This is a genomic window from Shewanella sp. SM20 (assembly GCF_025654545.1).
Lineage (GTDB): Bacteria > Pseudomonadota > Gammaproteobacteria > Enterobacterales > Shewanellaceae > Shewanella > Shewanella oncorhynchi.
Genome location: NZ_JAKKRK010000021.1, coordinates 53,909 through 80,139, shown reverse-complemented (window position 1 = coordinate 80,139; position 26,231 = coordinate 53,909). Strand labels below are relative to the sequence as shown.

General features: G+C 43.6%; 25 protein-coding genes. 14 read left to right on the top strand and 11 right to left on the bottom strand.

Going from position 1 to position 26,231, the window contains the following annotated elements; genetic code table 11:
- Window positions 1-224, top strand: a 224-nt coding sequence (locus L5M18_RS10790; RefSeq protein ID WP_263196920.1) for a transposase, incomplete at its 5' end; no start/stop codon positions are given.
- A gap of 12 nt (window positions 225-236) precedes the next feature.
- Here L5M18_RS10790 and L5M18_RS10785 read toward each other — a convergent pair.
- Window positions 237-905 (bottom strand): HNH endonuclease, encoded by a 669-nt coding sequence (locus L5M18_RS10785; RefSeq protein WP_263196918.1) that lies wholly within the window; start codon window positions 903-905, stop codon window positions 237-239.
- 324 nt (window positions 906-1,229) lie between these two features.
- Between L5M18_RS10785 and L5M18_RS10780 the strand changes: the two genes are divergently transcribed.
- On the top strand, window positions 1,230-1,487 hold the full coding sequence (locus tag L5M18_RS10780) for a YceK/YidQ family lipoprotein (protein ID WP_261271753.1): 258 nt from the start codon (window positions 1,230-1,232) through the stop codon (window positions 1,485-1,487).
- 165 nt (window positions 1,488-1,652) lie between these two features.
- Here L5M18_RS10780 and L5M18_RS10775 read toward each other — a convergent pair whose 3' ends face one another.
- Both L5M18_RS10775 and L5M18_RS10770 read right to left on the bottom strand, forming a co-directional pair.
- Window positions 1,653-2,774 carry an aminotransferase class V-fold PLP-dependent enzyme gene (locus L5M18_RS10775; protein ID WP_263196916.1) on the bottom strand — a complete coding sequence of 374 codons (1,122 nt, stop codon included), beginning with the start codon at window positions 2,772-2,774 and terminating at the stop codon, window positions 1,653-1,655.
- A gap of 4 nt (window positions 2,775-2,778) precedes the next feature.
- Window positions 2,779-3,957, bottom strand: coding sequence for a PrnB family protein (locus L5M18_RS10770; protein WP_105251111.1), 1,179 nt, complete (start codon window positions 3,955-3,957; stop codon window positions 2,779-2,781).
- A 264-nt stretch (window positions 3,958-4,221) separates the two neighbouring features.
- Between L5M18_RS10770 and L5M18_RS10765 the strand changes: the two genes are divergently transcribed.
- From L5M18_RS10765 to L5M18_RS10750, 4 genes are all read left to right on the top strand, one after another.
- Window positions 4,222-5,565 carry an anaerobic C4-dicarboxylate transporter gene (locus L5M18_RS10765; RefSeq protein ID WP_263196914.1) on the top strand — a complete coding sequence of 448 codons (1,344 nt, stop codon included), beginning with the start codon at window positions 4,222-4,224 and terminating at the stop codon, window positions 5,563-5,565.
- A 234-nt stretch (window positions 5,566-5,799) separates the two neighbouring features.
- Window positions 5,800-6,420, top strand: coding sequence for a CHAP domain-containing protein (locus tag L5M18_RS10760; protein WP_411569270.1), 621 nt, complete (start codon window positions 5,800-5,802; stop codon window positions 6,418-6,420).
- 12 nt (window positions 6,421-6,432) lie between these two features.
- Window positions 6,433-7,023: a hypothetical protein gene (locus tag L5M18_RS10755; protein ID WP_263196910.1), complete on the top strand. Its 591-nt coding sequence runs from the start codon at window positions 6,433-6,435 to the stop codon at window positions 7,021-7,023.
- A 37-nt stretch (window positions 7,024-7,060) separates the two neighbouring features.
- Window positions 7,061-7,573 (top strand): M23 family metallopeptidase, encoded by a 513-nt coding sequence (locus tag L5M18_RS10750; protein ID WP_168826445.1) that lies wholly within the window; start codon window positions 7,061-7,063, stop codon window positions 7,571-7,573.
- Between the two features lie 19 nt (window positions 7,574-7,592).
- On the opposite strand, the gene L5M18_RS10745 is transcribed toward L5M18_RS10750, so the two are convergent.
- Window positions 7,593-7,784, bottom strand: a complete 192-nt coding sequence (locus tag L5M18_RS10745; protein WP_113941341.1) for a DUF2986 domain-containing protein — start codon at window positions 7,782-7,784, stop codon at window positions 7,593-7,595.
- Window positions 7,785-8,208: 424 nt separating this feature from the next.
- On the opposite strand from L5M18_RS10745, the gene L5M18_RS10740 reads away from it, so the two are divergent.
- Window positions 8,209-10,386 carry a TonB-dependent receptor gene (locus L5M18_RS10740; RefSeq protein ID WP_263196909.1) on the top strand — a complete coding sequence of 726 codons (2,178 nt, stop codon included), beginning with the start codon at window positions 8,209-8,211 and terminating at the stop codon, window positions 10,384-10,386.
- Window positions 10,387-10,458: 72 nt separating this feature from the next.
- On the opposite strand, the gene L5M18_RS10735 is transcribed toward L5M18_RS10740, so the two are convergent.
- On the bottom strand, window positions 10,459-10,626 hold the full coding sequence (locus L5M18_RS10735) for a YqaE/Pmp3 family membrane protein (RefSeq protein WP_006079767.1): 168 nt from the start codon (window positions 10,624-10,626) through the stop codon (window positions 10,459-10,461).
- A gap of 259 nt (window positions 10,627-10,885) precedes the next feature.
- On the opposite strand from L5M18_RS10735, the gene L5M18_RS10730 reads away from it, so the two are divergent.
- Complete coding sequence (locus L5M18_RS10730; RefSeq protein ID WP_105251099.1) at window positions 10,886-12,055, top strand: GGDEF domain-containing protein; 1,170 nt, start codon at window positions 10,886-10,888, stop codon at window positions 12,053-12,055.
- 26 nt (window positions 12,056-12,081) lie between these two features.
- Here the strand turns inward: L5M18_RS10730 and L5M18_RS10725 are convergent, their stop codons facing one another.
- The 4 genes from L5M18_RS10725 to L5M18_RS10710 are packed head-to-tail and all read right to left on the bottom strand — an operon-like array spanning window position 12,082 to window position 15,373.
- Entirely contained in the window at window positions 12,082-12,774 is a 693-nt protein-coding gene (locus L5M18_RS10725; protein WP_263196908.1) for a TIGR01621 family pseudouridine synthase, read from the bottom strand.
- A gap of 33 nt (window positions 12,775-12,807) precedes the next feature.
- A complete protein-coding gene (locus tag L5M18_RS10720; RefSeq protein WP_263196907.1) occupies window positions 12,808-14,064 on the bottom strand; it encodes a sensor histidine kinase in 1,257 nt (418 codons plus the stop codon).
- Between the two features lie 49 nt (window positions 14,065-14,113).
- Window positions 14,114-14,791 (bottom strand): response regulator transcription factor, encoded by a 678-nt coding sequence (locus L5M18_RS10715; RefSeq protein ID WP_006079763.1) that lies wholly within the window; start codon window positions 14,789-14,791, stop codon window positions 14,114-14,116.
- A gap of 60 nt (window positions 14,792-14,851) precedes the next feature.
- Window positions 14,852-15,373 (bottom strand): hypothetical protein, encoded by a 522-nt coding sequence (locus L5M18_RS10710; RefSeq protein ID WP_113941345.1) that lies wholly within the window; start codon window positions 15,371-15,373, stop codon window positions 14,852-14,854.
- A gap of 484 nt (window positions 15,374-15,857) precedes the next feature.
- On the opposite strand from L5M18_RS10710, the gene L5M18_RS10705 reads away from it, so the two are divergent.
- Window positions 15,858-16,022, top strand: a complete 165-nt coding sequence (locus L5M18_RS10705; RefSeq protein ID WP_105251095.1) for a hypothetical protein — start codon at window positions 15,858-15,860, stop codon at window positions 16,020-16,022.
- Between the two features lie 38 nt (window positions 16,023-16,060).
- Here L5M18_RS10705 and L5M18_RS10700 read toward each other — a convergent pair whose 3' ends face one another.
- Window positions 16,061-16,801, bottom strand: coding sequence for an EAL domain-containing protein (locus tag L5M18_RS10700; RefSeq protein WP_263196905.1), 741 nt, complete (start codon window positions 16,799-16,801; stop codon window positions 16,061-16,063).
- A 215-nt stretch (window positions 16,802-17,016) separates the two neighbouring features.
- On the opposite strand from L5M18_RS10700, the gene L5M18_RS10695 reads away from it, so the two are divergent.
- The 4 genes from L5M18_RS10695 (at window position 17,017) to L5M18_RS10680 (ending at window position 22,039) form a co-directional block, all read left to right on the top strand.
- Complete coding sequence (locus tag L5M18_RS10695) at window positions 17,017-17,736, top strand: hypothetical protein (protein WP_263196904.1); 720 nt, start codon at window positions 17,017-17,019, stop codon at window positions 17,734-17,736.
- A gap of 21 nt (window positions 17,737-17,757) precedes the next feature.
- Window positions 17,758-18,246: a CS1 type fimbrial major subunit gene (locus L5M18_RS10690; protein WP_168826436.1), complete on the top strand. Its 489-nt coding sequence runs from the start codon at window positions 17,758-17,760 to the stop codon at window positions 18,244-18,246.
- A gap of 104 nt (window positions 18,247-18,350) precedes the next feature.
- The gene (locus L5M18_RS10685) at window positions 18,351-20,828 is read left to right on the top strand and encodes a fimbrial biogenesis outer membrane usher protein (protein WP_263196902.1); all 2,478 of its coding nucleotides are present in this window, start codon (window positions 18,351-18,353) and stop codon (window positions 20,826-20,828) included.
- Complete coding sequence (locus L5M18_RS10680; protein WP_263196900.1) at window positions 20,789-22,039, top strand: hypothetical protein; 1,251 nt, start codon at window positions 20,789-20,791, stop codon at window positions 22,037-22,039. The genes L5M18_RS10685 and L5M18_RS10680 overlap by 40 nt, the downstream gene beginning before the upstream one ends.
- 2 nt (window positions 22,040-22,041) lie before the next feature.
- Here L5M18_RS10680 and L5M18_RS10675 read toward each other — a convergent pair whose 3' ends face one another.
- Complete coding sequence (locus L5M18_RS10675) at window positions 22,042-22,680, bottom strand: response regulator transcription factor (protein WP_168826430.1); 639 nt, start codon at window positions 22,678-22,680, stop codon at window positions 22,042-22,044.
- A gap of 163 nt (window positions 22,681-22,843) precedes the next feature.
- On the opposite strand from L5M18_RS10675, the gene L5M18_RS10670 reads away from it, so the two are divergent.
- Window positions 22,844-26,203, top strand: coding sequence for a transporter substrate-binding domain-containing protein (locus L5M18_RS10670; RefSeq protein WP_263196898.1), 3,360 nt, complete (start codon window positions 22,844-22,846; stop codon window positions 26,201-26,203).
- Window positions 26,204-26,231: the final 28 nt, after the last annotated feature.

The window sequence follows — 26,231 nt, the reverse complement described above, 5'->3', positions numbered from 1 at the left end:
TGTTGTTGTGGGATAGAGCGATGCTGTCGAGACGTTTCATCATAGAAACCATCAACGACCAGTTAAAAAATATCTCTCAAATAGAACACTCTAGACACCGCAGCGTGCATGGTTTTATGCTAAATATGATTGCCGGACTCATCGCCTATCAATTGAAAGACAATAAGCCACAACTGAACCTCACTAACGCAGAGTTTAATGCTATTACAGTTATGGCTTGTTAAACCGATCTCAGGTTAATTAATAACATCAGTAAACTCAGAGCCACGCAACCTTGAAGGTGATACCTTAGTAGCTAACATTGTTAATGCCATTTTGGCTACTGATCTTAGATCGTTTTCACAAAATGAAAATATTCCATCAATTGTAGCTCCATATTGAGTAACTTCGGTTACTGTCCCCATTTCTATATCATCAAGAGATTTTCCACGAGACTTTAATTGACCTTCAATAATTTTTAGTGCTTGCTCTTCCGTATTAGCCACAATATGAAACTTCGTTTTCCCAAGTTCTGTTTTCCATTGCTTTTCGATTTTTCCTCTAATCATCTCCCCTGTAGGTAACAGGTTATAGGATTCGTCCCCCAATTTAACTATACCTTGTTGAACTGGCGCCCCCTTATTACGACCAGTTTTTATATTCAATAAAGTCGAAATGATACTAAGCCTAGAAGATAATCCGTCATCAATAGCTTTGCCTAGCCTATTATTACAACGTTCACCGCAAACGTTTCTAGATAGCTTTCGTCCACCTAACGAAGACAAAATGGCGTGCTCTTCTGAGCCTTTCCCTGATTCAAATTTTTCATGTTCACAATATATACAATTTAACATATGCGACCTATTGGTATTACTAATATCAACAAAAAATCCGGCCATCCATTTTAGATCAAAAACATAATGCACTTTCAGTTTGCCTACAACCAGCTCTGGCTAAAATGGCTTGAATAACAACTAGGTTATTGAGCTTGGTTGTATCTCGTTTCTGTTGATGAATAATTGACAGATATAATCATATAGTTAGAATGCCAAGCTGTTGAAACAGAACAGGTTGGCGTCAAATGAAACCAGATTTGGTTCCACATCACTAACGCTCTCAGTTGATCAAGTGAGTAGATCATACCGAAGCAATGCAGTTTTTCACATATAAACAATGGAGTGGTTATGCGTTGGTTGACTTGGTTGGTCGTGTGCTGTTCTCTCACGGGATGTGCAACGATAACGTCGAGGATGGGAGAAGATTCAACTTGGGGTCATTCTTTCTCAAGTGTGCAAACGGCTGTTGATAATGGCGAGGAGTGTATGATGATCTCCGCGTTGGCGGCCCCGCCCTTGCTGCTCTTTACCATCCCGCTGACACTCGTTGATATGAGCAGTGCGTTGATCATCGATACTGTTATGCTACCTGCAGATTTAGCGATCACGCCCAGCGATCCCAAGCTCCACACCCCGCGACCTATGGTCTGCCGCTATGACTATAAGATTTAAGCATGATCGCACCCAATAAATAACCTCAAGTTGCCCGTGTGACGGTGAGTTAACGCCGGCATACGGGAACGACCATGTCGCGGTTTACCTCCCAGAGTGTTGTGCCTTGTTAGTTGTAATTACGTAGTACAACCTAGCCTAGCAAGCCATTTTAAATCATTTAAGTTAGCGATTTGCTTTAATCACATCTAGTAACAGCTTGATATCGGCCATATTGTTATAAATATGCGGAGAAATCCGGATCCCCATACTGCGGGCGTCAACACTAATATTCGCGTTCGCCAATGCCGTCATCATTTGATGCTGCTGTTTACCGAACTGCAGAATAAGCGTGCCGCTGCGCTTTTCAGTATCCCGCGGCGACACAAACTCATGGTCGAGCTCTTGTGCCACAGCATCAATCAATTGCTGATTGTATTTACGCAGCAACGGAGTACCTAAACCAGCAAGATAATGAATGCTATGGGTGGCAATGGCATAAGGCGCGATTGATGGTGTCCCTCCCCAAAAGCGCAGTGCGGAATGCTGGTAACGAAAATCATGGATATCAAATTCGAACGGATTCTCGTGGCTAAACCAACCCACATCTTTAGGCTGACAACTCTCCAATATGGCGGGATTAACCCAAAGATAGGCAGCACCAGGGCCGCCGCAGAGCCATTTCACACTCGAACCGATTAAAAAATCGGGTTGTAGGCGCGCGAGATCCAGCGGAATAATCCCCGCCGATTGCGCTACATCCACTAAGCTCAAACAACCTCGCTCACGGGCTATGGTGAAAATATTAGCTAATGGCGCCTGCTGCCCCGTATTCGAGTAAGCATGACTAACAAACACCAGGTCCACATCGCGGCTGATATGCGCGTCCCACACATTCGGGTCGGTGATATCGAGCCCTTTAGGAATAAAGCGTACTTCGCAACTGGCAGGCAGCGCTTTTTTAAGGGCAAAACCCATGCTGGGAAAATCAATCTCACTCATTAACACAACGGCGTGTTCGCGGTTCAATCTGTCGAGGGACATGACAATTTTAGTCAGCGCACTGGAAAGATTGACCTGAGGGCAAAAATCCTTTTGGTGGCCGTTAAATAACTTAGATAAAGCAAAGGTAAAATCATCAATCACACCCAGCCACTGGCCCCAAGGTTCACGCCCCGACTCCTGCCAAGGCGCAAAAAAGGCTTCTTTAAAGACCTGCTCGGTCGATTTTAATGGCCGGCCAACGGAATGGTTTAATAGATATCCTGGACCTGCTAGGTAAAAGTCCTTTTTAAAATCTTCAAACATAGTGTTATCTCAAACTCTCTTTTAGTTTTTTAATATCACAATAACGAGTCCGAATATCGCTGCGCTGAGCGGCGGCGCGTCTGTCTCTGAGTCGCTCCAATGAGCCGAGTAGCACATGCAGTGGCGGACCACTGGCGGTGACTTTAGCTAAATGCTGCTGCTCCATACTTGTCGAAGGCTCAGCAATATATTTAGTCACTAACTCATTATGGTGCTGAATCGCAGTCTCGCCATGTAATTCGCAGACTTCGATGAAGAGTCGCAAGTTTTCTTGATACCAATCTTGGGTTGAGCAGTCTTTTGCCTGCAGGAAGTCATCCATCAAATTCGGCCGACGCATGCACTCGCGCAATATCTGCTGATCCTCTGGCATCATGTATAAAAACTTGTCCACCAGCATTTGCGAATAAGAAGCTTCGTTTGCAAAACAGAGACCTAGCGTTAAATCAATCACATTAATCCCCGCAAAATCCCCGGCGTTAGCGCCGCGATAAATGACCGAGCCCACCCGATAAGGTTTGTAGTAAGGACGAACACAGTAAAAGAAACGGTCAGTATCTAATCGATTAAATAATTGGGTATTCGACTCAATCACATCCTGTAATGCTTGTTTCGCGACTCGCAGTAAATCGTGACTGATGGGATGGGAAATGCCCAAAGGCTGGATCTTCAATAGCGCATCGGCGGCGCGTTTATAGGCCAAAATGCCCTTAGTGTTGTAATCCACAAACAGCTTTTCAGCGGACAGATCGGTAAAGCGCTTATAAATGCCATTGTGGGCACGATTGTGAGTAGTTAAATGTGCGGTGGCAAAGCGCGGCGTGACGCCTATTGAAGCGCCAATATGCATGGCGAGCGCAGAAGCCTCAGCTAATGGCGATGTCGTTTCCCGCGAGGGCTCGGTAATTTCATGGCGCCGACAGGCCGCCATATACAAGCCCACATTGCCGAGTAAATCGAAGGCACTGTCGAAACCTTCATCAGTATTCCCCTCATCGAGCAAGGTCTTAATCAACTCTCGCCCTTCGCTCTCCAGCGCCAACTTAGCTTCTGCGCCGATATCGAGCACATTGGCCCGATCCGTTTGTTGGTAGTAAAGCTGTTCTAGCTCGGAATTGAGTTCCACAAAGCGGCTGCGGATCCAATCATCAAAGGCTTCGGTATTAAAGGTGGCAGGTTTCACGGGCTTATCCTTGAGTATTGTTATCGTTCTTTTAAACGGAGTGAGCTCAAAGCGTTAGCCCAATCCGTAAAACTCGTAACCAGAATGCAACTTATCGCCACATGTTTCTAGCGTTAGGTCAAATTTCCGAAAAAACTAATGCCATTTTTTATTTACACCATGCGCCAGCGCAATTTTTCAAACACTTTTACTCCGCAGAATGTTCCTGAAGACACTCATCACTCAACTAATAGCTAAGCGGTAAGTTCCGCAGAGGTAAATCGGATGATTTTAATGGAATTTATAGTAGTGCTTAGCTGCCTACTGCTAGGTACCCGCTACGGCGGCATGGGATTAGGCCTCATCAGCGGTATTGGCTTATTTTTACTGATTTTTGTTTTCGGTTTAGCGCCGGGACAACCGCCAGTGCAAGTTATGCTAACCATACTTGCAGTCATTGGCTGTGCAGCCGTATTGCAAACCGCGGGTGGATTAGATGTGATGATGCAGTATGCCGAGCGCTTACTGCGCCGTCATCCACAATACATCACGATTCTAGCGCCGCTGACCACGTGGACGCTGACCTTCCTTTGCGGTACTGGCCATGTGGTTTACACCATGTTCCCGATTATTTCCGATATCGCGCTGAAGAAAAATATTCGCCCAGAGCGCCCAATGGCGGTGGCATCTGTCGCTTCACAAATGGCGATTTGCGCTTCGCCTGTGTCGGTAGCAGTGGTGTCTATGGTGTCGATTCTGGCATCACAACAGGGTGTAGGCCGCGCTTACAATCTGCTCGAAATTTTAATGGTGTCAGTGCCAGCATCGCTTTGCGGTGTCATGGCCGCTGCACTTTGGAGTCTGCGTCGTGGTAAAGATTTAGATAAAGATGAAGAATTTCAAGAACGCATTAAAGATCCAATCCAAAGAGCCTTTATCTATGACAAGAGCGAAACCCTGTTAAATCAAAAATATCCGAAGGAAGCTTACTGGGCAACGGGGATTTTCTTCACCGCTATCGCTGCTGTGGTACTGTTAGGTTCATTTAGTGAATTGCGTCCCGCCTTTGACGTTAAAGGTAAGTCGACCTTGCTCTCGATGAACTTAGTGATCCAGATGATGATGTTAATTGCAGGTGCTTTTATCCTGATGACCTGTAAAGTCAAACCGACCAACATCTCTAACGGTCCCGTTTTTAAAGCGGGCATGGTAGCAATTTTCTCAGTATTTGGTGTGGCGTGGATGAGCGATACTTTCTTCATCAGCCATATGGATGTACTGCAGGAAAACCTGTCCCATGTAGTACAAAGCCAGCCTTGGACCTATGCCTTAGTGCTGTTTCTCATCTCTAAGCTTGTTAATAGCCAAGCGGCAGCACTCACAGCAATCGCACCTATGGGACTCGCCTTAGGGGTCGATCCAAAACTCTTAATCGCCTTCCTCCCTGCAAGCTACGGTTATTTCGTGCTACCAACCTATCCAAGTGATCTGGCCTGTATCGGCTTTGACCGTTCAGGTACGACTAAAATAGGTAAGTTCATTATTAACCACAGCTTTATCATTCCAGGCTTTATCGGTGTAGCGACAGCATCGGCTGTCGGTTATCTACTCGCAACCGCTTTACTCTAACCGCCAAAATAACAAAGGCCGCTAATGCGGCCTTTGTTTTAGATAGCCTTAGATCACACAAAAGTATTAACCTGTGCCAATATAAAACCCATACCCTAGACGCCCATATTCTTCAGAACATAAAATACGCAGCCCGAAAGTGAGATAAGTATCTTACTCAACAACTCTTTTTAGCTTGCCGTACTAAAGATGATTAGACGCTTATCCATTCTATTAGCTTTTTTCGCGATACTGATGGGGCTCGTATACTGTGCCTACAGTCTGATAACTCGGATTAACTTTAATTCCCACCATCAAGTAGGAGAAGTCATCGACACTCTAAACGGGGTTAATATCTATTATAACGGAGGAGTTAATACCCATTCAGGACGTAACCTATCTATAGATGGTTATAACTTAGGCATTCAATATCAATGTGTTGAATTTGTTAAGCGCTACTTTTACCAACGCTACCAGCATAAAATGCCTGACGCTTTAGGCCATGCTAGAGACTTTTTTGATAACAAGTTAAGCAATGGCATGTGGAATGAAAAACGCGCTATGCAGCAATACACTAATGCGAGTCAGACCAAACCTATGCAGGATGATCTACTCGTGTTTTCTCCATGGATATTTAACCCTTACGGTCACGTTGCAATCATTGCCTCAGTTACCGATAGCAGTATTGAAATTGCCCAACAAAATCCCGGCCCCTTTGGCCCATCACGCGAACGGTTGGCATTAATTCAACAAAACGGCCTCTGGTATATTGATGCGCCTCGAGTAAAAGGTTGGTTAAGATGGCAGGCTCCGGAAATCACAGCATCCCCGATTGCAGAATCCGCAAATACGCCATTCCCCAGTAAGGTTCACTGAGAAATAACAATAATGTCAGTATTAACTTGGATTAAACAACGCCTTGCACGTAATAGTGATAGCCTCAAGCAATCTAGGCCACAAACTGAGTTACGCACTGTTTTTCATCAAACCCAGATGCCCAATATCAGCTTGCCAATCATACAAACCTATCCACTCGTTGTACCTATGAACAGAGAAGATATTTTTGCTTATCAATTGCATTGCTTGCTGACTTACCAAGGGAAAGAGGCCTTAAACACTTTACTTAGCCAGGCAGGCTTTAACACATTGCCCGAGCAAACGGTCAACTTTAACGGTTTTATCGAACACCCAACCCAAGCGACCTGCGTATTGCTGAACCAATATGACGATTTTGCGGGTGTGTGCATAACCTTAGTGACCAATGACAAACCCTTGCTAGAAGCATTAATCAGATTCAAATCCGCCCCGCCCAATCCATGGGAAAGCTTTCCCAATATCGATCCCGATACTCTCGGCAGTCTTCAAGGTAATATCGACTTTTGGTGCAGCTATTTTTGGCGCCCCTATTGGCTATCACTCTCAGAAGCCGAGCACTTGCAATATCCTGAAAGTTGGCGGGAATTTAGCGAGTTTCATTAAAACTTAAGGTACGCAAACACTTAATGCAGGATAAAAAATGAAATTGAAATATGTTGGATTAGCACTGACGTTACTGCTACTTGGTGGTTATCTGATCCCTGAGTCACCCGCGATCCCAGTAAAAGGTGCCAGCAGTAAAGATTGGAACAGCCAAACCTTTTGGTATGAACCTTGGGGTCCATCGGGCGTTCACAAGGGGATAGATATTTTCGCCGCCAAAAACACCGCAGTGATTGCGCCAACGCCTATGCTGATCTTGTATCGAGGTGACTTCTTCAAAGGAGGAAATGTAGTGGTTGGTTTAGGTCCTAAATGGCAAATTCATTACTTTGCCCATTTAGCACAAATTGAATCAGCCACAGGATTGATTGCCTACCAAGGTGACACTTTGGGCACTGTCGGCGATACGGGCAATGCACAAGGTAAACCGCCCCATTTGCACTATTCCATTTTGAGCTTATTACCTAAACCTTGGCTGATGGATACTTCAACCCAAGGTTATAAAAAGGCCTTTTATCAAAACCCTATCGAGTATTTAACTGCACTATAGGCTTAACAACTTACTTTAATCAGCTTATTGGCAGTGCAATATCAAGCTGAGGTTCTGCGGTTTTTGATGGGGTCTCATGCTCAACAGCCGCAGCTAATGCTTCTCTCTCTGCCTTCGCAATATATTTAGGTTTATTGCTAGATTGCAGTTTGGCATTGGCCTTTTTTGCCTTGCTCTTCAAGGTTTGATTAATCTTCTTTTTACGGTTCATCAGAGTACCAATGCGAGATACGGTATAAAGGGGCGCGATTATAGCCTTCCATCAACGCGCCAGACAATCGAAAGCACTAAAGCAAACGCGTAGCCCAATCAAATAATCAAACCTGCGACTAAAACATAGGTCTCCTAAATCAAAGACAAATGCCAAAAAAGGTAATGCTTTACCGACATGAACTCGCACTATATGCATGGCCTTTACAGTAAAACCTCTCGATACCGAGTGCTGTGTCGCAATTTATTCATACTGTCGTCAAATCATGCAATTTCCTGTATGGCGTGACTAGACAAGCTGTAATTCCTCCCCTAAAATCGCGAATAATAAAAATCGTTATCATTTGCAATACAATTTAATGGAATATTAACCTATGCCAAGGGAGCCGGTGTAACAAACTCATTCGCCCTTAGCAGGAAGTTATATGACATTCAAAACCTCGTTTGTTGCTTTAGCCGTATTGGCAGCGTTAACCCAATCCGCTGCGGCCCAAGATGCCACCGACAACAGTCCAAACAACAAAAATAAAGACATAGAAAAAATCACTGTCACCGCGAGTCGAATGGATAAATCTCCCAGCTCGATCCCCAATACTGTCACTATCATCGACCGCGCCCAATTAGAAGAACAGTTCCGCACCACTAAAGATTTATCGACTATTATCGGTAACTTAGCGCCTAGCTTTTCACCGAGCCGCCAGAAGATGAGTAACACAGGTGAAACCCTGCGTGGTCGTCCGCCATTGATTATGATCGACGGCGTGCCTCAATCGAACCCACTTCGCAGTGGTGGTAGAGAGGGACAAACTATAGATCCTGCCATGATTGAACGCATCGAAATCATTCACGGCGCCAATGCAATGCATGGTCTCGGTGCCCAAGGCGGCATCATCAACTACATCACTAAAAAGCCAACAGGCGACAGCGAACAGGTTGCGAGTTTCGATGTCACTGTGCCTGATTCAATGAAATCCAATGGCTTAAGCTTTGGTGCTAGCTATGCGTTTTCTGGCGAGTCAGAATTTATCGACATGATAGGTTCGGTTAGCTACCGCAATAATGGCGTCTATTACGATGCCAATCATAACGTAGTGGGTGTCGACACGACTCAAGGCGAGTCGATGGATAGTCAGAGTAAAGACTTCTTCATCAAGCTTGGTCATAACTTCGATGAGTCACGCCTTGAATTAATGGTTAACCATTACAATGCAGACAACAATGGCGATTGGATGCCCGTTGCAGGTGACAAGCCCAATGGTGTACCCACAGGTGCAGTTAAAGAAACTCAGCCATGGGAAGCCGCCAACAACCAAGTGACCACCACAAGTTTGACTTACACCCACGCCAATATTGGTGGCCAGCAACTTAGCCTGCAACTCTTTAATCAAGATTTTAAAGCAGTTTATGGCGGTGGCTGTTTCGATAGCTTCTACGATCCATCCTTCGAAGGCAGCGATCAAGTCATCCAATGCGGTGTTGGCAGTAAAGGTGAAAGCTTGTACTACGAGCAATCGCGTAACTCTTCGGTTAAATGGGGTTTAAAAAGCGCCTTGATCGCTAAGGATATTGCCGGCTCAGGAATTGATGTAGCCTACGGTGTCGACCTTTTCCGCGACACCACTGAGCAAGACTTAGTAAAAACTGGCTTTTCATGGGTTCCCGAAAGTACCTATGACAACGTTGCGCCATACTTGCAGTTAGATTATGACTTAATTGAAAATTTAACCTTATCGACCGGTGTTCGTTACGAACATGCCGAGTTAAGTGTCGATGACTACAAAACCCTGTGGGGTGCAGGCAATAAGCAAATTGCGGGCGGTTCAGCCACCTTCGATGAAACCTTATTTAACGTCGGTATCTCTTATAAAATCACTCCTGACATTCGCGTTTATACCAGCTATAACCAAGGTTTTGGCATGCCGGATATCGGCCGAATTCTGCGTGATGGTAAAAGCTTCCCCGGCGACAATCCCAGCATAGATGGCTCACTGGCGCTCACACCGATAGTCACAGATAACGTTGAAGTCGGCGCCGATTACCAAGGTAAATACTTAAGCGCTAAGCTAGCTTACTATCGTTCCGCCACTGATTTTGGTTCACGTTTGGCCTTAAATAGTGATGGTTTCTACGACGTGAAGCGCGAAAAGAGTGTGATCGATGGTATTGAAGCCAATGTCACCGCCTACATTACCAGCAATGATGATCTCGGCATGAATATCGCCTTCCAGCAGGGGGAATACGATTCAAATGGTGATAGCCAAGTCGATACCGATCTCGATGGTGCAAATATTTCGCCAAATCGTATCAACCTGTTCTGGACCCATAGCTTCGATAATGAAATGTCGACCCGCGTTCAAGCCAATTACTACATGGACCGCGATTTTAAAAACGCGGCGGGCAACAAGTATGCGGAATTTGATGGCTACACGACAGTCGATGCTTCCTTCTCAATGCCGCTTTACACTGGCACCCTGAGCCTAGGTTTGCAAAATCTATTTAATAAAGATTATTTCAATTATTACTCACAAACCATGGGTACAAATGATCGTTATTTCAAAGGAATGGGGCGTACTGCAACAATAGGCTATACCTTACCTTTCTAAGTGAAAGGCCCATTTTGAAACATAAAAAAGCGCAATTACATTGCGCTTTTTTATTGTGTGGAAGAAAGCAAATTATGCCTTGGTCACGACCCAGAGTGCGTGTAATAAACCAGGGAACCAGAACAGTAAACATAACACGATGTTTATTAGCAGATCTTTACCCGCTCCCGCCTTCAAAAATACAGCAACTGGGGGCAATAAAATCGCAATAATGACTAAAAGTAGTTTATTTGTATCCATAACAGAACATCCTCAAAACGGAGATTGTAGGCAAATCAACAAGATCTAACTTCGCAGGAAGACTCAGAATTTGCAATTCTTTTAGTTTGCAAGGCGTAAATAATCCCAGTAGCAGCCTAAATGAAGGCCCTTACCATTCCCTAAAATGAAAAAGGATATTCAACCCATTATCCGTCCAGAGTAGACTAAGATATCCAGCAAACTCCAACCGAAAATCCCTAAAAGCATCTATAGTTAAAGAAAAATATGAAGTAAAAGAATGATATTTGATCCCCAAGCCTTATTACTCATCAAGTTTATTTGCCTGCTTACTAGCACGGCTGCCGTCGCATGGGGACTCATTGCACAACCTTTAAAAATTGCCACTCAAGCCAGTATGCGCTTTTCTCTGGCGAACTTGTTCGTCCTCCTTGGCATCATACTCAACAGCCAACGCACCGAAGCCTCCAGTTACTTTTTTTGGTTCTGCTCGGATATGGCGATTTTATTTGGCTTCATTCTAGCGCGTTGGGGAACAAAGGCGCTTTTTAGACTCAAGCCCAGCGTAAAATCGGATCTTATTCTTTTAGCACTCACCGCTGGTGTGATGCTCTTGGTTCCACCTAATTTCAGCTCCGAACGCATTTTGGCCATCGTATTCTCAGCCTGCGCCGCGCTCATTTTCGCCATGTTAACTCGAGATAACTATCTTGCCATCAAACGCGATACGGGAAATCGAGTTGCCATCGCTATGGTCATGCCTTTAGTCGCCATGGTGGGTATTTTTATCATTCGTATCTTTATCGCCCTGCTTTCTCCCGAAGAAAGTCCGATGTTTATCGCCATGCACACGCAAGAAGCCATACCTGTGCTTTGGTTCTATGTCTTTCTGGCCCTATTGATCAATATCGTGATGATAGGTAATGCCATGACTCGGCTTGTCAGTAAAATCCGCATGTTAGCGGAGCGGGACCAACTCACAGGCCTGTGGAATCGCCGTGCTATGCATAAGTTTTTAAACAATATCCATCAACGCTGGCTGCGGGATAAAGTACCTTACAGTATGATTTTATTGGATCTTGATCATTTTAAAGATATCAACGATCAATATGGGCACGATGCGGGCGATCTCGCCCTGTTGACGGCGGCGAGACTGTTTGGCTCGGTATTGCGAGAAAATGACGCCCTATGTCGTCACGGTGGAGAGGAGTTTCTGGTGATTTTACCCGCGACTGATGCACCCGCGGCCAGAGTCGTCGCCGAGAAATTGCATCAAGTACTTAAGGACAATTCATTTATCTGGCAAGGTGTTACGATTAAAATCCATGCCAGTTTAGGTTACGCCACGATTTATCAAGGATGCCAACCTGACAAACTACTCATTCAAGCAGACCAAGCTATGTACCGCGCAAAATCTGAGGGCCGAGACCGTATTTGCCAAGCTTGCTAGGCTTTTGCAACATAACGCTGCAAAGATTAATCTCCTTTCGCCGGCCAAGCCAAAGTATCGGGCTCACGCCATGCAACTAGCGCCTCAGTGACACCTTCAGCACCAAAATGCTCACCTTGAGTCGGCAAATCCCGATAAGCGTAATCATGCCAACCTGTCACGTCATCACCATAGCGAAAATGCAGACAATAGGCATGCAGATAACACCGATCCGCGGCCTCTCCGCCATATAAATCATCCCCTAAAATGGGTACACCTAAGCTCGCCAAGGCAACTCTTAATTGATGGGTTTTACCTGAGTGGGGTTTAAGCAAATATAAACGCAATCCCTCGCCAACACTCAAGGAGAAAAACTGCGTAATCGCTGGATTCTCTTTAGTCCGCAGTAACTTAAACATGCTACGACGCGACTTTGCCATGTCACCAATCACCCAGCCTTGCTTCTTCTTCGGCTTGCCTTTCGCGAGGGCGAGGTAATATTTCTGCACTTTATGGGCGGTAAACAGCTCAGTAAATTGCTTGGCGGCGACCGCACTCTTAGCCAGAATCAACAGACCGGACGTGGGTGTATCGAGGCGATGAACAGCAAAAAGCTTAATCCCTAAATCTTGCTCAGCCTGCGCCACCACGCCTGCAGTCCCATCCTGACTGTGGAAATGCACTTTGGCTGATTTGGAAATAACAATAAAATCAGCCTTATCGGCTATGATTCGATACATGGAGTACTCGGCGTTGTAATGCGGATCATCGGCTTAAAACTGAATAGTGACGACTAAGCCAGGATGATTATCCGTGAGATTAATTTTGGCATTGTGCCGTGAGAGAATCGCTTTGACCATAGATAATCCTAAACCAGTACCCTGTAAATGCCGGCTAGGGTCGAGGCGCACTAAACGTTCGAACACTCTTTCTTTACTCTCGTCTGGAATACCAGGGCCATTATCGCGGATCTGAATTTGTGGGCCTGACTGAATAATCTCAATCCGCGCACCTTGGCCAGAATACTTCATCGCATTATCGACAAGATTATATAAGGCTTGGAATAATAAGTATTTGTCCCCAAAAACCTTATGGTCAGCCAGCAGCGATAAACTCAAGGTTTGCTCGTTAGATTCAGCCACAGCATCGGCCATATCCAATAAGTCAGTACACAGTTGCGCTAGGCTTAGCTCCTGCAAATCGAGTGTCTGCTGACCTTCTTCGATACGCGTGAGCGATAACATGGCATCAAACGTCGCTAAACAATGATCGAGCTCCTCGGTCAAAATGGCGCAACCTTCGCTAATCTCATTGCTCGGCTTACTCGCCAACTCTTCAATACCAATACGGATATGTGACAGTGGAGTACGTAAATCATGGGCAATATTATCGGTCGCACCACGCACTGCCATCAGGTTATTTTCAAGAATATCCAGCACATTATTAAACTGCAGCGCCAACATATCGAACTCATCCTGACGCCAACTCAAGGGTAAGCGGGTGTCATAATGACCGCGTTCAATCTGTTCACTCAAGCGGTTGTATTGCACTAATCGACGTAAAATCGCCTTAGAAAACAGATAGCCGAGCGCTAAAGTCAACACTACGGTAAGCATGACAGCCGTCGCGGCGGCACTGATAAACTTATCAATTAACGTCGCTAAGTTATCGGTACGGGTCGCAATCAACACTGGGCCGTAGCGGGTCATCACCAGACCGCCGGTAAGAATATGCAGCTTATCTGGACCACCGGTTAAGATAGGAAAATCCCGCGTTTGCGGCAGCATGGGCATGCCTTCGGGCATAAAACTCAAGGCACCGACCATATCGTAGCTATTACGCCAAGCGATCAGGGCCGTTTGTGGATCGGCGGCGCGGATTTGAGCGGCAAAACTACGGCGATCAACCGTTAGGGCAAGTTGCTGATAACGTTGGGTCTCTGACTCTAAATATTGAGTCACTTGATACTGCTGCTCAATAATCAACTGTCGATAAAGGGCAAATAGCAACGCCCCGATGATCACTATCACTAAGGTCGAAAAAACGATTGTGATGCGCCAGGCGCTGCTTTGGTAAGGCTTAATGCCTTTGTCGTAAGCGATAACCCGCTCCCCTCACGGTTTCGATAAGCTCGCCATGGCCTAACTCTTCAAATTTACGGCGTAATTTTGCGATATGCACATCGATGACGTTCGTGCGCGGATCGAAGTGATAATCCCACACTGCTTCGAACAATAAGGTGCGGCTAATAACTTGATTAGCATGTTCCATCAGATACTTAAGTAACTGGAACTCTTTCGGCTGTAGCATCAACTCCTGCCCGTCTAAAGTGACATTACGGGTCAGTAACTCCATCTTCAAACCACCAACAACGAGATCAGTTGTCACAGGCACAGATTGCCCACGGTGCATCAGTTTTTCAGCGCGAACTAATAACTCGGAGAAAGCAAACGGCTTAGTCATATAGTCGTCGCCGCCCGCGCGCAGGCCTTTCACTCGCTCATCAACGTGCGCTAAAGCGGATAAAATCAGCACTGGGGTTTGATTGCCCGTTGCCCTTAAGGCGGCCAATAATTTTAAGCCATCGAGCTGGGGTAACATGCGGTCGAGGATCACGAGATCGTACTGACTACTCGTCGCAAGTGACAGGCCTTGATGGCCATCGCTCGCTGTTTCGATATTGTGGCCCTGCTCAAGAAATCCTTTGACGATGTAATCAATCGTCGTCGCATCATCTTCAACTAAAAGTATTTTCATCTGTATGTTGCGCTCCTCAATCTTAAGCACTCGTGTGAGCACTCGATTGACTTAGATATTTCAATCCCACTTGAGTAAAGGTAACGGGCGTAAATTTTCGACATCAAAAGCCAATTTAAACTTACCCGTATCATCGAGCAGCTTAAGTTCTAAGTAACTGATACCTAAGTCGTGGTCTAACTTTGCTTCAGTTAAGAAGGCTTTATGATCTTTAGTGGCCTTAACGATTAGACCTGAAAAGGTTTGATCTTTTGCCGCGATCATACGCGTTGCCTCAACCTCACCCAGATCATCGGCGCTTACTTTACTCGCCTTTTGTTTCAGTAACTTACCATCACGGGCACGATATTCAAACCGCGTTATAGAGTTTGCTAAAGGATTAATCAACTCAAATTGATAGACTAATTCACCCTCTTGCTCTTCCATATGAAATTCGGCAATCACACCGGAGAACCCTTTTTCAATCTGCTGCATAACGCTCAACGGCGGTACATAGTCTCCACCCGCAAACATCGAATACATGCTCTGAGCCGCCGTTGCGACACCAGATACCAACATGAATCCTAGCAACCATAGTCTCATGGCCCCTCCATATAAATCAGCTAAGTTTGTATCTTATGAGACAATCAGTTAGAAGTCGATGGACCTATTGCGCCTGTATGCAATTCCAAGCTAATCCCTCACAATTTACCACTGGATATAGAATCACACTGTGTCAGCGTTAACTCAGGTTCGGCCATCAATTGATCTGAAATCCAACGTCAACAGAACCTAAATCGCTGATAAGCCAAACACTAAATCATTTTGTGGCTAATGTGTTAAGTCTACCTAATACCAGCTTAAACACCGATGGAAACAAGATTAAGCTTTGATCATCTGAGGATTTTTAAACATGACATTTTCAGTGATAACCCTCAATTTCGCCATTTAGAATCAAGAGGATTGAATTTTAGCGGTTATTTTAGTCTATCTGTGTCATTAAAAAGTGGGATTGGCAAATAAATCGCCCTCGACTAAAGTCAGATAACTTAGTGTCAGGTAACGGTATTTTTAAATCGGAGCGCAAATGAAACCAGTCATACGATGGATAAGCTTAAGCTTGTTATTAATAGCAGCATTAAGCGCTTATGCCTATGGCAGCGCCACCAGTGCATTGGTGTTCATCATCTTAGGCATGCTATTGGAAGGGACATTTTGGATTGGATTACTCGGTAAGCGAAAAACGAAATAAACAGCCTCAGTTAATTTGCAGCTAGTACGTGATTAGCCCTAACTATCCCAGTGTGAAATCGGCGCAGGCATAGCATGGGCATACCCTTGTTGATAATCGCATCCCAATAAGGTTGCCACATCAATGTGCATCAAAGTCTCCACACCTTCACAAACAACCTGCATTCCTAATCGCTGTAAATACTCAACTAAGCTCGTCAACATACGCATTGAATGTGAAGAGCGACAAGCTTGCAGCAAAAGGGAACGGTCTAACTTGATGACATCATAGGGCAATACCATCATACGCAAGAAATTACATTCTTGGGTGCCAAAATCATCCAGTACGATGCTGGCTCCTCGTGCCCGTAACATTTCAATCAATTCATGCTGTTTATCATCTAATAAAGTGTGTTCTAACACTTCAAACCAAATTTTGATGCACAGCACTTTTCCTTGAAGCAACAGCATTTGTAATAAATTTTGGTAAGTCACACTGTATGGCATGGGATTTAAATTAATGGACAGTATGCCAACGCCTTGATCGGCTAATCGAGGTAAGTCTTTGATAATCGACCTCAACATCCATATATCAATGTGCAAAGCAGCATTTTTATCTAACAATAAAAAATCAATACCTGTATAAGCATGACGCTTGGCATCCCAACGGCGTGCAAGTGCTTCATATCCTATAACGGTTTTATCAACCCCGATAATAGGCTGATAAAAAGGCATAACCACATCAGACATAATGCAGCTTGCAATATCTTCACTCACTTTTTTACGCTTAACTGACAGCATAGATACCTACAGAATATTAATATATCTGACTTATTTTTAACTAAATTGGCACTCGCTTCTATCAGATAAATCCTAAAAACAAAAAAATCACTGCACTTTATTATAGGACTATTCCTATTAACGCATAAAAATCACACATATAAAATACAGCTAAAATGTTGTTCCAATCGAACAGCAACATCAACCAAAAATGAAATCAAGGTAACTCAATAATAATGCGATTATATTTAGCGCTTTTTGGTATTATTTTTTATAGCTCTCAAGCTTATGCTGCGGCAGAAATAAGCATAGGCACCTTATTTGACTATATGCCTAGCAATAAAACCACTTATTTGAAAAAAATAATGAACATGGGCGATTCAACCGCATTTATTAAAATATCGATTAACGAAATAAAATATGATGAACATGGCCTGCCCTATGAAGTGCCTGAACAAGAAACAGAAAACCGCGCCTTGATAGCGAGCCCGTCTCGCTTAATTATTCCAGCCAAGGGAGTACAAGCAACGAGATTGTTATTCTTAGATAAAAAAGACACAGAACGTTACTTTAGAGTTCGCTTCGTACCAGTGCAGCCAAAAAACAATGATGGATTTGATGAGAAAATAACTGAAAAAACGCGTGAAGAACTCACTGCCGGAATACAAATACTAACAGGTTATGGGGCATTTTTATTTATCACCCCAGAAGAACCTAAATACTCGACTGAAATAACGGAAGACACAAATAGCGCAGAAATAAAAAATAACGGGAATACGACTATTGTTTTAGATTTTTTTGAATCATGTAACAAAAAAACCAAAGAGTGTTCCACAGCGACCAAATTGCACATCTTACCCGGCTCAAAAAAACAACTGGTAAAAAATAGTAACGAAAGCTATCACTTTCAATTGATTGAAGGTGATAAAACCAAAAGCATAGTTATTGGTAACTAATGCATCCTAAAGGAGACTGTAATGAAAATATGGAAAGCGGCCCCAATAACCTTATTAGTGGCCATGAACTCATTTGCGGCTGAAAAGATTGAACATCAAGTCACTGTGATTGCACAAATTCCGTCAGAGAACTTTTTTGTGCAACCAACAGGCAATGATAACTGGATCAACAGCCAGCAAAAGTTAGCATATAACGCCCATACAAAAAAGCTAGATCAATTAAATAAGCAACTAGAAGTTAAAAGTACTATTGGTGCTATTACGGGTTACTTATCAAACCCAGCCATTATCGCCAGTGGCAATGATAATATTGCACTAACAGTTAAAGTGGGCGGTATTGAACTGAAGACATCTGCGACAGAATTAGTCGATGTCGACAATGCTAAAACAGGTAAAACCCTTGCACTAGAGATCATTCCTACTGCGCCAGCAAGCGGCTATGTAGCAGGTAACTACCAAGGCATGGTCAATATGATTTTCGAATCGGAAGCGCCAATTAAAAAACCATAGAGATTTATTAAGTTAAATTTCAAAAAAGCTCCCGCAAAGGGAGCTTTATTAATTTTCAAGTTAACGACTCATGCTTTTCATCTTTTCGATATGAGGCAACACACTTGTCATCTTTGATCCTGACGATTCTGACGATTCTGATCGCAACGCTAATCTTTAGCTCTTGCTCTTTGGCGAATAACACGCCATCGGACTCGCTCAAGCTGCTAAAGCAATATCAAGACTTGCCTGATGGATTTTCTGAGCATTTTTTCAATGCCCCATTAACAGTAAGAATCACCATCGATAATAAATTGCTTGGCGAAGGTGAAATAGTGTTAGGACTCGATACCAGTGTGCAACTATTAAAACTCATAGACGTGAGCGAAAGCGATCTTGACGAACGTCAGCAACAATTATGGATAGCGCAATTAAACCAAAAACATAAGTTGGGTTTGTGCCCAAAAGGCTGTCAGGGCGGCATATTAGCGATTGAATATAATTTGGAGAACTCTCAATTATCTATTTTAACGGCCAATATCGAAAAACAACCATCAAGCTCGCACTACTATGCCTTGCCTGAACAGGGAAGCTACGGAGCGCTATTTCGACAACAACTCAATTGGAGTCAATCCAATGAGAGCGATTACGCAGGCCGTTATAATTTGCAAGCCCAAGCAAGTTTAGGCCAGTGGACCACACTGCTTGAAGGTGAAGTCACTCAAAATAACGATCAAGCACTAAACTCGGCTATTCAACAGTTGTATACAGAACGTCAAAACGAAGGACACTTCTATCGACTCGGGTATTTCTCCCCTTATGCCCAAGGTTTAGTTCGTCAGCCCATCATTTATAGCGGCAGCTCACAAGCTGTGATGGGGGTGATGTTGGGTGACTCTAATCAGTTATTGGTCGATCAAGCCTATGCCAGTGCCACACCCATTTATGTCACTCCGAATCGTGCAGGTATGGTAGAAATCTACCAAAATGGGCAATTGATCAACTCGCAACAGATTAACGCAGGCTTACAAGCCATTGATACTAAAGTATTACCATCTGGCATATATGAAGTTGAAATTCGGATTCTAGAAGATGGCCAAGTCACTGAACGTCGTCGAGAAATCATTAATAAACCCATTCAATGGCAAAACACTGAAGAACCCTTTCGGGTGAACTTGTTTGCTGGAGAAAAGTTACAAGAAATAACGAATTGGGATGATGAAAGCAGACGCGGACTCAGCACGGGGGTACTCGCAAACTACTTATTAACACCGGCGATCATCCTTGGCGCTGCAGCTCAATTTATGGATAAAGGTTGGCACTACAGCATTTCGGCTGATTGGGACTGGAACCAACAACTGCGCTTTTTTGGTAATTGGGTGATGAATGAACAACAGGGCAGCGATTTTGATTTGCAAGCAGTTTATAGCTACAGGCAAGGTAGTTTTGTACTTAGCCATCAGCAACAACTCAGCCAATCGCAAAGCAGTGATATTACGAACTCTAATCCCAAAAAGACGAGTGCATCTCTGCAACATAACCTAGGAAGAGGTCACTCTATTTCCGCCTATTTGTCACATCAATCCGAGCAAGGTCAAGGTATTGACTTAGGTTGGCAGTACAACGGCAAACTCTGGGGACGCCAAATGAGTTGGAGTTTAAATGCGTTCGATCGTCCCGGCAGCATTAACACTTCAGGCCAGCGCGACCAAGGCGGAGCACTTTATTTCAGTATGAACTTAGGCGATCAAACGCGTCGAATGGGTGGTGGCTTAGGCAGCAGAACTTCACGTTCTGGCGGGCAAGAACAGCATGCCTATGTTGATTACCAACAGCAACTAGACTGGCGTGGCATTGAAACCATAGGGATGGGACTAAACACGGATAGCTATGGTGTTGGCGCAACCGCCAATAGCCGCTTTAGCAACAATATTGTTAGCGGGGATGCCTATGCACAGTCATCCTCCTATAACAGCGGCATCACAGGCGGCATAAACCTCGATAGCATGGTTGCACTAGGGCAACAAGGTGAACTCAGCATCTCAGGCCAAAGCCAAAACCACGATGCGGGCATGATAATCGATGTCATGGCTGATACCCCAGACATCCTTTTACAAGCAGAAAATGAGCACGGTGGCAGTGTCACCTTAAAGCCTGGGCGCAACTTAGTGCCAGTGACCGCCTATCGCAGCGGTAGCGTACAACTCGCCATACAGGACTTTGATGACACACCTTCAGTCATCCAACCGAGCGTATTGCATTACCACCTCAATAAAGGAGGCGTCAGTTACCAACAAATCAGAGTCATGAAGACTGTTACTGTGATTGGCCGCTTAGTGAATCAACAGGGATTGCCGCTTAAAGGCGCGCTTATCGCCAACCATGCGGGACGCAGCTTGAGTGAGGCCGATGGCTTTTTTGCCGTTGAAATGAGTGAACACCATCCGAGCTTACAAGTGGAGTATCAAGGTATACAAGAGTGCAACCTTGAACTCGATTTACACCGAGTAAAACGTGAACAGAACCTATTGCTATTAGGCAATATCACTTGTAATGCCCAAACATGGGCACAACAAACATTAACAGAGAACCTAGCCAAGTGAATTATCGTTACGCTTTATATACTTTGATGGGATATCTACTACTCAGCCAATTAACAGAGGCCGCCACCATTCAGGTTACTGCTGAATATAAACCTGCACCCTATGATATTAATGGTAGTAAGTTTATTAATACCACCCCTTGCTCAGTATCAACAAACAGCTCAGGTCCTGAATTTTGGTGTAATGGCACAGCATCTTTAGACAAAGAACAAGCAATAAAAGTAGAGACTAAAATATTAGAAAAATTAATAAAGAATGATCAAAAACTCGAACATGCTATTACCTATCAGAAGTTTTCTGGTGAAAAAACAGTAGAGCTAATAAAAAAAGGGAGCAGCACAACACATAAAATGAAGTTCAAACTAACACAAATTGGGGCATCTCAAACTCCGAATGCAGTTAAAGATGCTGGAAATACAGGATCATATTGGTTGAATAGCGTTCAAGGCGATTGCAATCTTAGATTGGAAATATGGGCAAGCATTGGTATTTTAGATTATTTTTATGATATAAAAAATGCTAACCAACAGTCTGGAGGCATTTGTTACAACAATAAATTTAACCCGGAATTCACATCATCAAAGAATATCACCCTTCAAAGGATTTATATTAGTTATAAACTGCAACCTCCCGATCCTTTAAAAATGGAAAATGGCACTTATAAGGGCAGCTTAACCTTGAGCCTTGGACGCAATAAAGATCTCGACTTTGGTGATGCAACCTATTCAGACTCAAACGTAACCATAGAATTTACCTTAAGGGTCACGCATCAACTTAAGGTTGAGTTCCCTGCTGGTAGCAATAAAGTGATCTTGCAGCCACCCAAAGGTTGGGCACCATGGATTAACAGCGGTAAAACACCCACCAACTTGAAAGCTGAATTGCCGTTTAAGCTTTGGTTTAGCGCACCATTTGATGTTTCATTGAGTTATTGCCAATATCAAAACAATGGCCAGTGCCAACTTAAAAACATTAAAAACAGTCACAAAACAAATATAGAAATCAGTTATATAAATGGTATAGGAAAATCAGTGCCGCTATCGACATCAAAGTACCATTTTACAAATACAGATGGGGAATATATCAATGTTGCAAGAAAGCTATTGTTTGAAATTAACAAAACCAACTTAACTGAAATGATGAAATATCCAGGAAGCACTTACCAAGGGGATGTAACTATTATGTTCGAGGCTGAAATCCCTCCATTTTAACATTAAAATAATCCCTGTTGCTGTGCATAATGAAACAATTCACTGTCACTTTTTAAACCGAGTTTTTGCATCGCATTGGTTTTTTGGGTACTTATGGTTTTTACACTGCGGTGTAAATAGCTGGCAACTTGAGTCACTGACATGCCGTTTGCCAGTAAACGTACCACTTCTATTTCTTTCAGTGAAAGTTCAACTGGGATGGTATATTGATTAATACCTTGTTCATTTAATAATTCACGGACAGTTTCGCCAATGTAAACAGAACCTAATAATACTTTTTTAACTGTTTTCTCTAATTCGGCAATGACTGATTTTTTTAATAATAAGCCTTGTATTCCAATCTGTAACAGCGCTTGTAATACACCTAAATTATGTACTTGGGTCAATACTATTATGGGTAAATTTGGATATTTTCGTCTTAGCTGTTTAATCATGGCCATACCATCGACATTGTCATCATTAGGCATACTAAAGTCTGTGATCAATAAGTCACATTCATGTTGTTCTAATGTACGCCATAATTCGGAAACATTATTTGCTTCAGCAACAATGTCACAACTTGGCTGCATTTCAGCCATCAAACTACGCACGCCAGTGAGTATAATAGGGTGATCGTCGGCAAGGATGATCTTAAAAGCCATATATAACTCCTCGTGATAATGTGAACTTATGGATGCCTTATCTATACTACTTGGCATCGGTGTTTTTTTCGAGACTTAATACACTTTGGTCATAGAGATGAGTGCTACTCAAAAAATGCGTTACCAACTTCTTTGCATCTTCAGTTGCTTATCCCTGCTATGCATGACTTTTATCACACATGCCGAACAGCCCAAAACCACAACAATTAGAGTAGGCGTACTCGCCAATGGCTGGGGACCTTTTCAACAAATTAATGACCAGATAACAACGGGATTTAGTGTCGAACTCATACAACTGCTCGCCAAAAATCTTAATTATCAAATTGACTGGAAGGTTTATCCCAATTGGATGAGCCTCTATTCTGCTGGCTGTAATGGGGAAGTCGATGTCTTGCTTGACGCTTTTCGTACTGTTGAACGTACTCAATGCCTTATGTTTAGCCGCTCATACTACACCTCCCCTACTGTTGTCGTTATTCGTTACGACAGCCGATTTTTTCGCGATGTGAGTGAATTTGGCCAAGCTCGGATCGCCGTTGAAAAAGGATTCTCGACGGAGAAATTAGTCAAACTGCATTATCCAACCGTAACAGAAGTAACATTTTCTAATACAGAACAAGCACTTTCCTCCGTCATTGATAAAACGACCGATGCCTATATCGGTAATCTTCATGTTGCTAACCAATACATTAGCGCACACCCTGAACTTCTTATCGTTGCCCAAGCCCCCCTGATGATGGAAAACTTACATTTAGGGATCACGAAGAACAATAGCCTGCTTGTAACACAACTCGATAACGCCTTAATGGCTCTGAGTGTAGAAGAGCGCAATGCTCTCGAAGTGACTTGGCTAGGTATGGGTGATCTTCATTTTTTAGGCCACAGTAATTTTCTACTTAGACCCAATGAACGCGAATGGCTGGCAGGTCTACCTTCACTCAGAGTCGGATTTGTAAGCCATTGGATGCCATTCTCTTCGGTTAACAATAACGGCATCTTGGTTGGTTTAATTGCTGATTACCTTGAGCAATTTAGAGAAAAACTAGGGCTAGATTATGCGGCGCAAAAAACCAGAACGTGGGATGAAATTCAAAGCGCACTCGTTAACCATGAGATTGATCTCGCCATTATTCCCACGCGATTGAAAGCACAATATCCAGACTGGCACATGAGCGAAGTGTTTACGTCTTTCCCTATTGTTATAGCCACTGCCCGCAACAGTCCGCGAATCGCGGGGCTGTCAGAACTGAACTTTCAACGCGTGGTCATCACAGATAATCTACTGCTGCCAAACATTAAAAAAGCCTATCCGAATATCGATGTTGTAGTTTCAGCCAATCCCGACGAGGGCCTGACCTTAGTAGCAAAGGGCAAAGCAGCAGCTTACATAGGTAATTTGGCCGTTGTGACTATGCTTATCGACGACAAATTTGACGATGAATTACGAGTAGCGGCACCAACGCCTTATAAAGATGAACTCGCTGTTGCCGTTCGTGAACCTTATTGGCCACTTATCCCATTAATTAACCGTGTTTTCTCCAGTATGAGTGAGAAAGAAAAACAGCAGATCCGCAATACTTGGCTAGCCGTAAATTACAGCGAAGGCATCTCTTGGCACACCTTACTCAAAACACTACTGCCGATTGCGATAGGGTTACTACTTTTCATTGGCGGCTTAACCATAGCCTATTTAAAACTCAGGCAAGAAATCAATAAACGGCGCATCGTCGAAAATGCTCTAGCCATCGCAAAAGAAAACGCCGAGCAAGCCACTAAAAGAAAAGCTGAATTTCTCGCAGCCATGAGCCATGAGATCCGCACGCCCATGAATGGGCTCGTGGGTATGGCAGAGCAACTCAGCTTTACCCCTCTTGGTATAGAACAAAAACAAATGGTGCAAATCATTAGCAATGGTGCGGAAGAAATCCTCCAGATCATTAATAACATTCTCGATTTCTCTAAAATAGACATGGGAAAAATGCGTCTGGAATCAACACCAATACTATTGCGTGAAGTTCTCGATAGTACGCTTAATATGGTCATGAATGATTTACGCACTAAAGGCTTAAGCCTCTACTTACACGTTGACCAAGGCGTAGCAGCACGGGTAACAGGAGACAGCCTTCGCATAAAGCAAATCCTATTCAACTGGGTAAATAACGCCATTAAATTCACTGAACGCGGGTTTATTGAAGTCTCAGTCAAGCTTGAAGCCGAACAAGAAGGTCAACAATTACTGCTCATTGGCGTACAAGATACGGGTATCGGCATGAACACTGAGACTCAAGCGCGAATATTCAATATTTTTGAGCAAGCTGATGTCTCGACAACACGTAGCTATGGTGGTGCAGGTTTGGGCCTTGCTATTAGCCATACACTCGCCGAAATGATGGGCGGCGACATTATCCTGAATAGCGCCCCTCATTTAGGCACATTTATTGGTTTACGCATTCGCTTACCTGTAGTGGCTCAGAATGAATTTGATGAACAATTGCAGGGATTAAAAGCATATATCGCCATCGGCGATATAAAATTACGTCACACTTTATCTTGGCATTTAGCTTCATTAGGCATTGTATTAACAGAGAATAAAGCCAATGCAGACCTGTTGTTTACTGATAATGCTTCGGATGATCGGCAACACATACTCTGCACTCACTTTAATGAAGCACTGGGTTATAGATATCAAAATGAGCAATGTTTATTGAATGCTAACCCCTTAACATCACAGGCTGTGAAGGATGTGTGTTACATCAACATGGGGTGGATTGATACTATTGTCTCAACCCCGCAAAGGGATATTCAATTTAAGTTTAACTGGCCAGAATGCAAAATATTATTAGTTGAAGATCATCAACTTAATCAGATATTGGTGCAGCGACAGCTGAAACAGTTACGCCTAACATGTGATATTGCAGATAACGGTGCCCAAGCGCTCGCCCTCATGCAAAAGACTCAATATGACTTAGTGTTATGCGATTGCCGCATGCCAGTGATGGATGGCTACACTTTTTGCCAACAAGTGAGATCGCAGGAAATCGAGGGGCAACATATTCCCATCATCGCACTCACGGCCAACGTGCTAAATGAGCAAAAACAAAAGTGCATGGCAGTTGGGATGGATGACTTACTGGCAAAACCACTGCACTTAGATGAGCTGTATGAAATGCTTTTGAAATGGCTACCGTCTGCAAAACCAGCACTTATCGATATAAAAATATTAGAGGATGCCTTTGGTCGCGAAGAGACATTAAGCAAAATGTTATTAATGTTTAAAACTGAGCTCGAAATCTCACTTCAGGATATTCAACTTAAAGCACCTCAACTTGCGGATAAGATCCATAGATGTGCGGGAACTATCAGTATGTTAGGACTCACATCAATAGCAGAGCACGCTTGGATACTCGAAGAAAAAATGAGGCAACAGGGAAATAATAATGCTGAAGCGGAATTGGCTCAATTTCAAACAACAATAGCCCAATTGATAACTGAGCTAGACGCGATAATGCGAAATCGCACCTAAATGGTGGCAGGTTTACTCAAAGTTATCA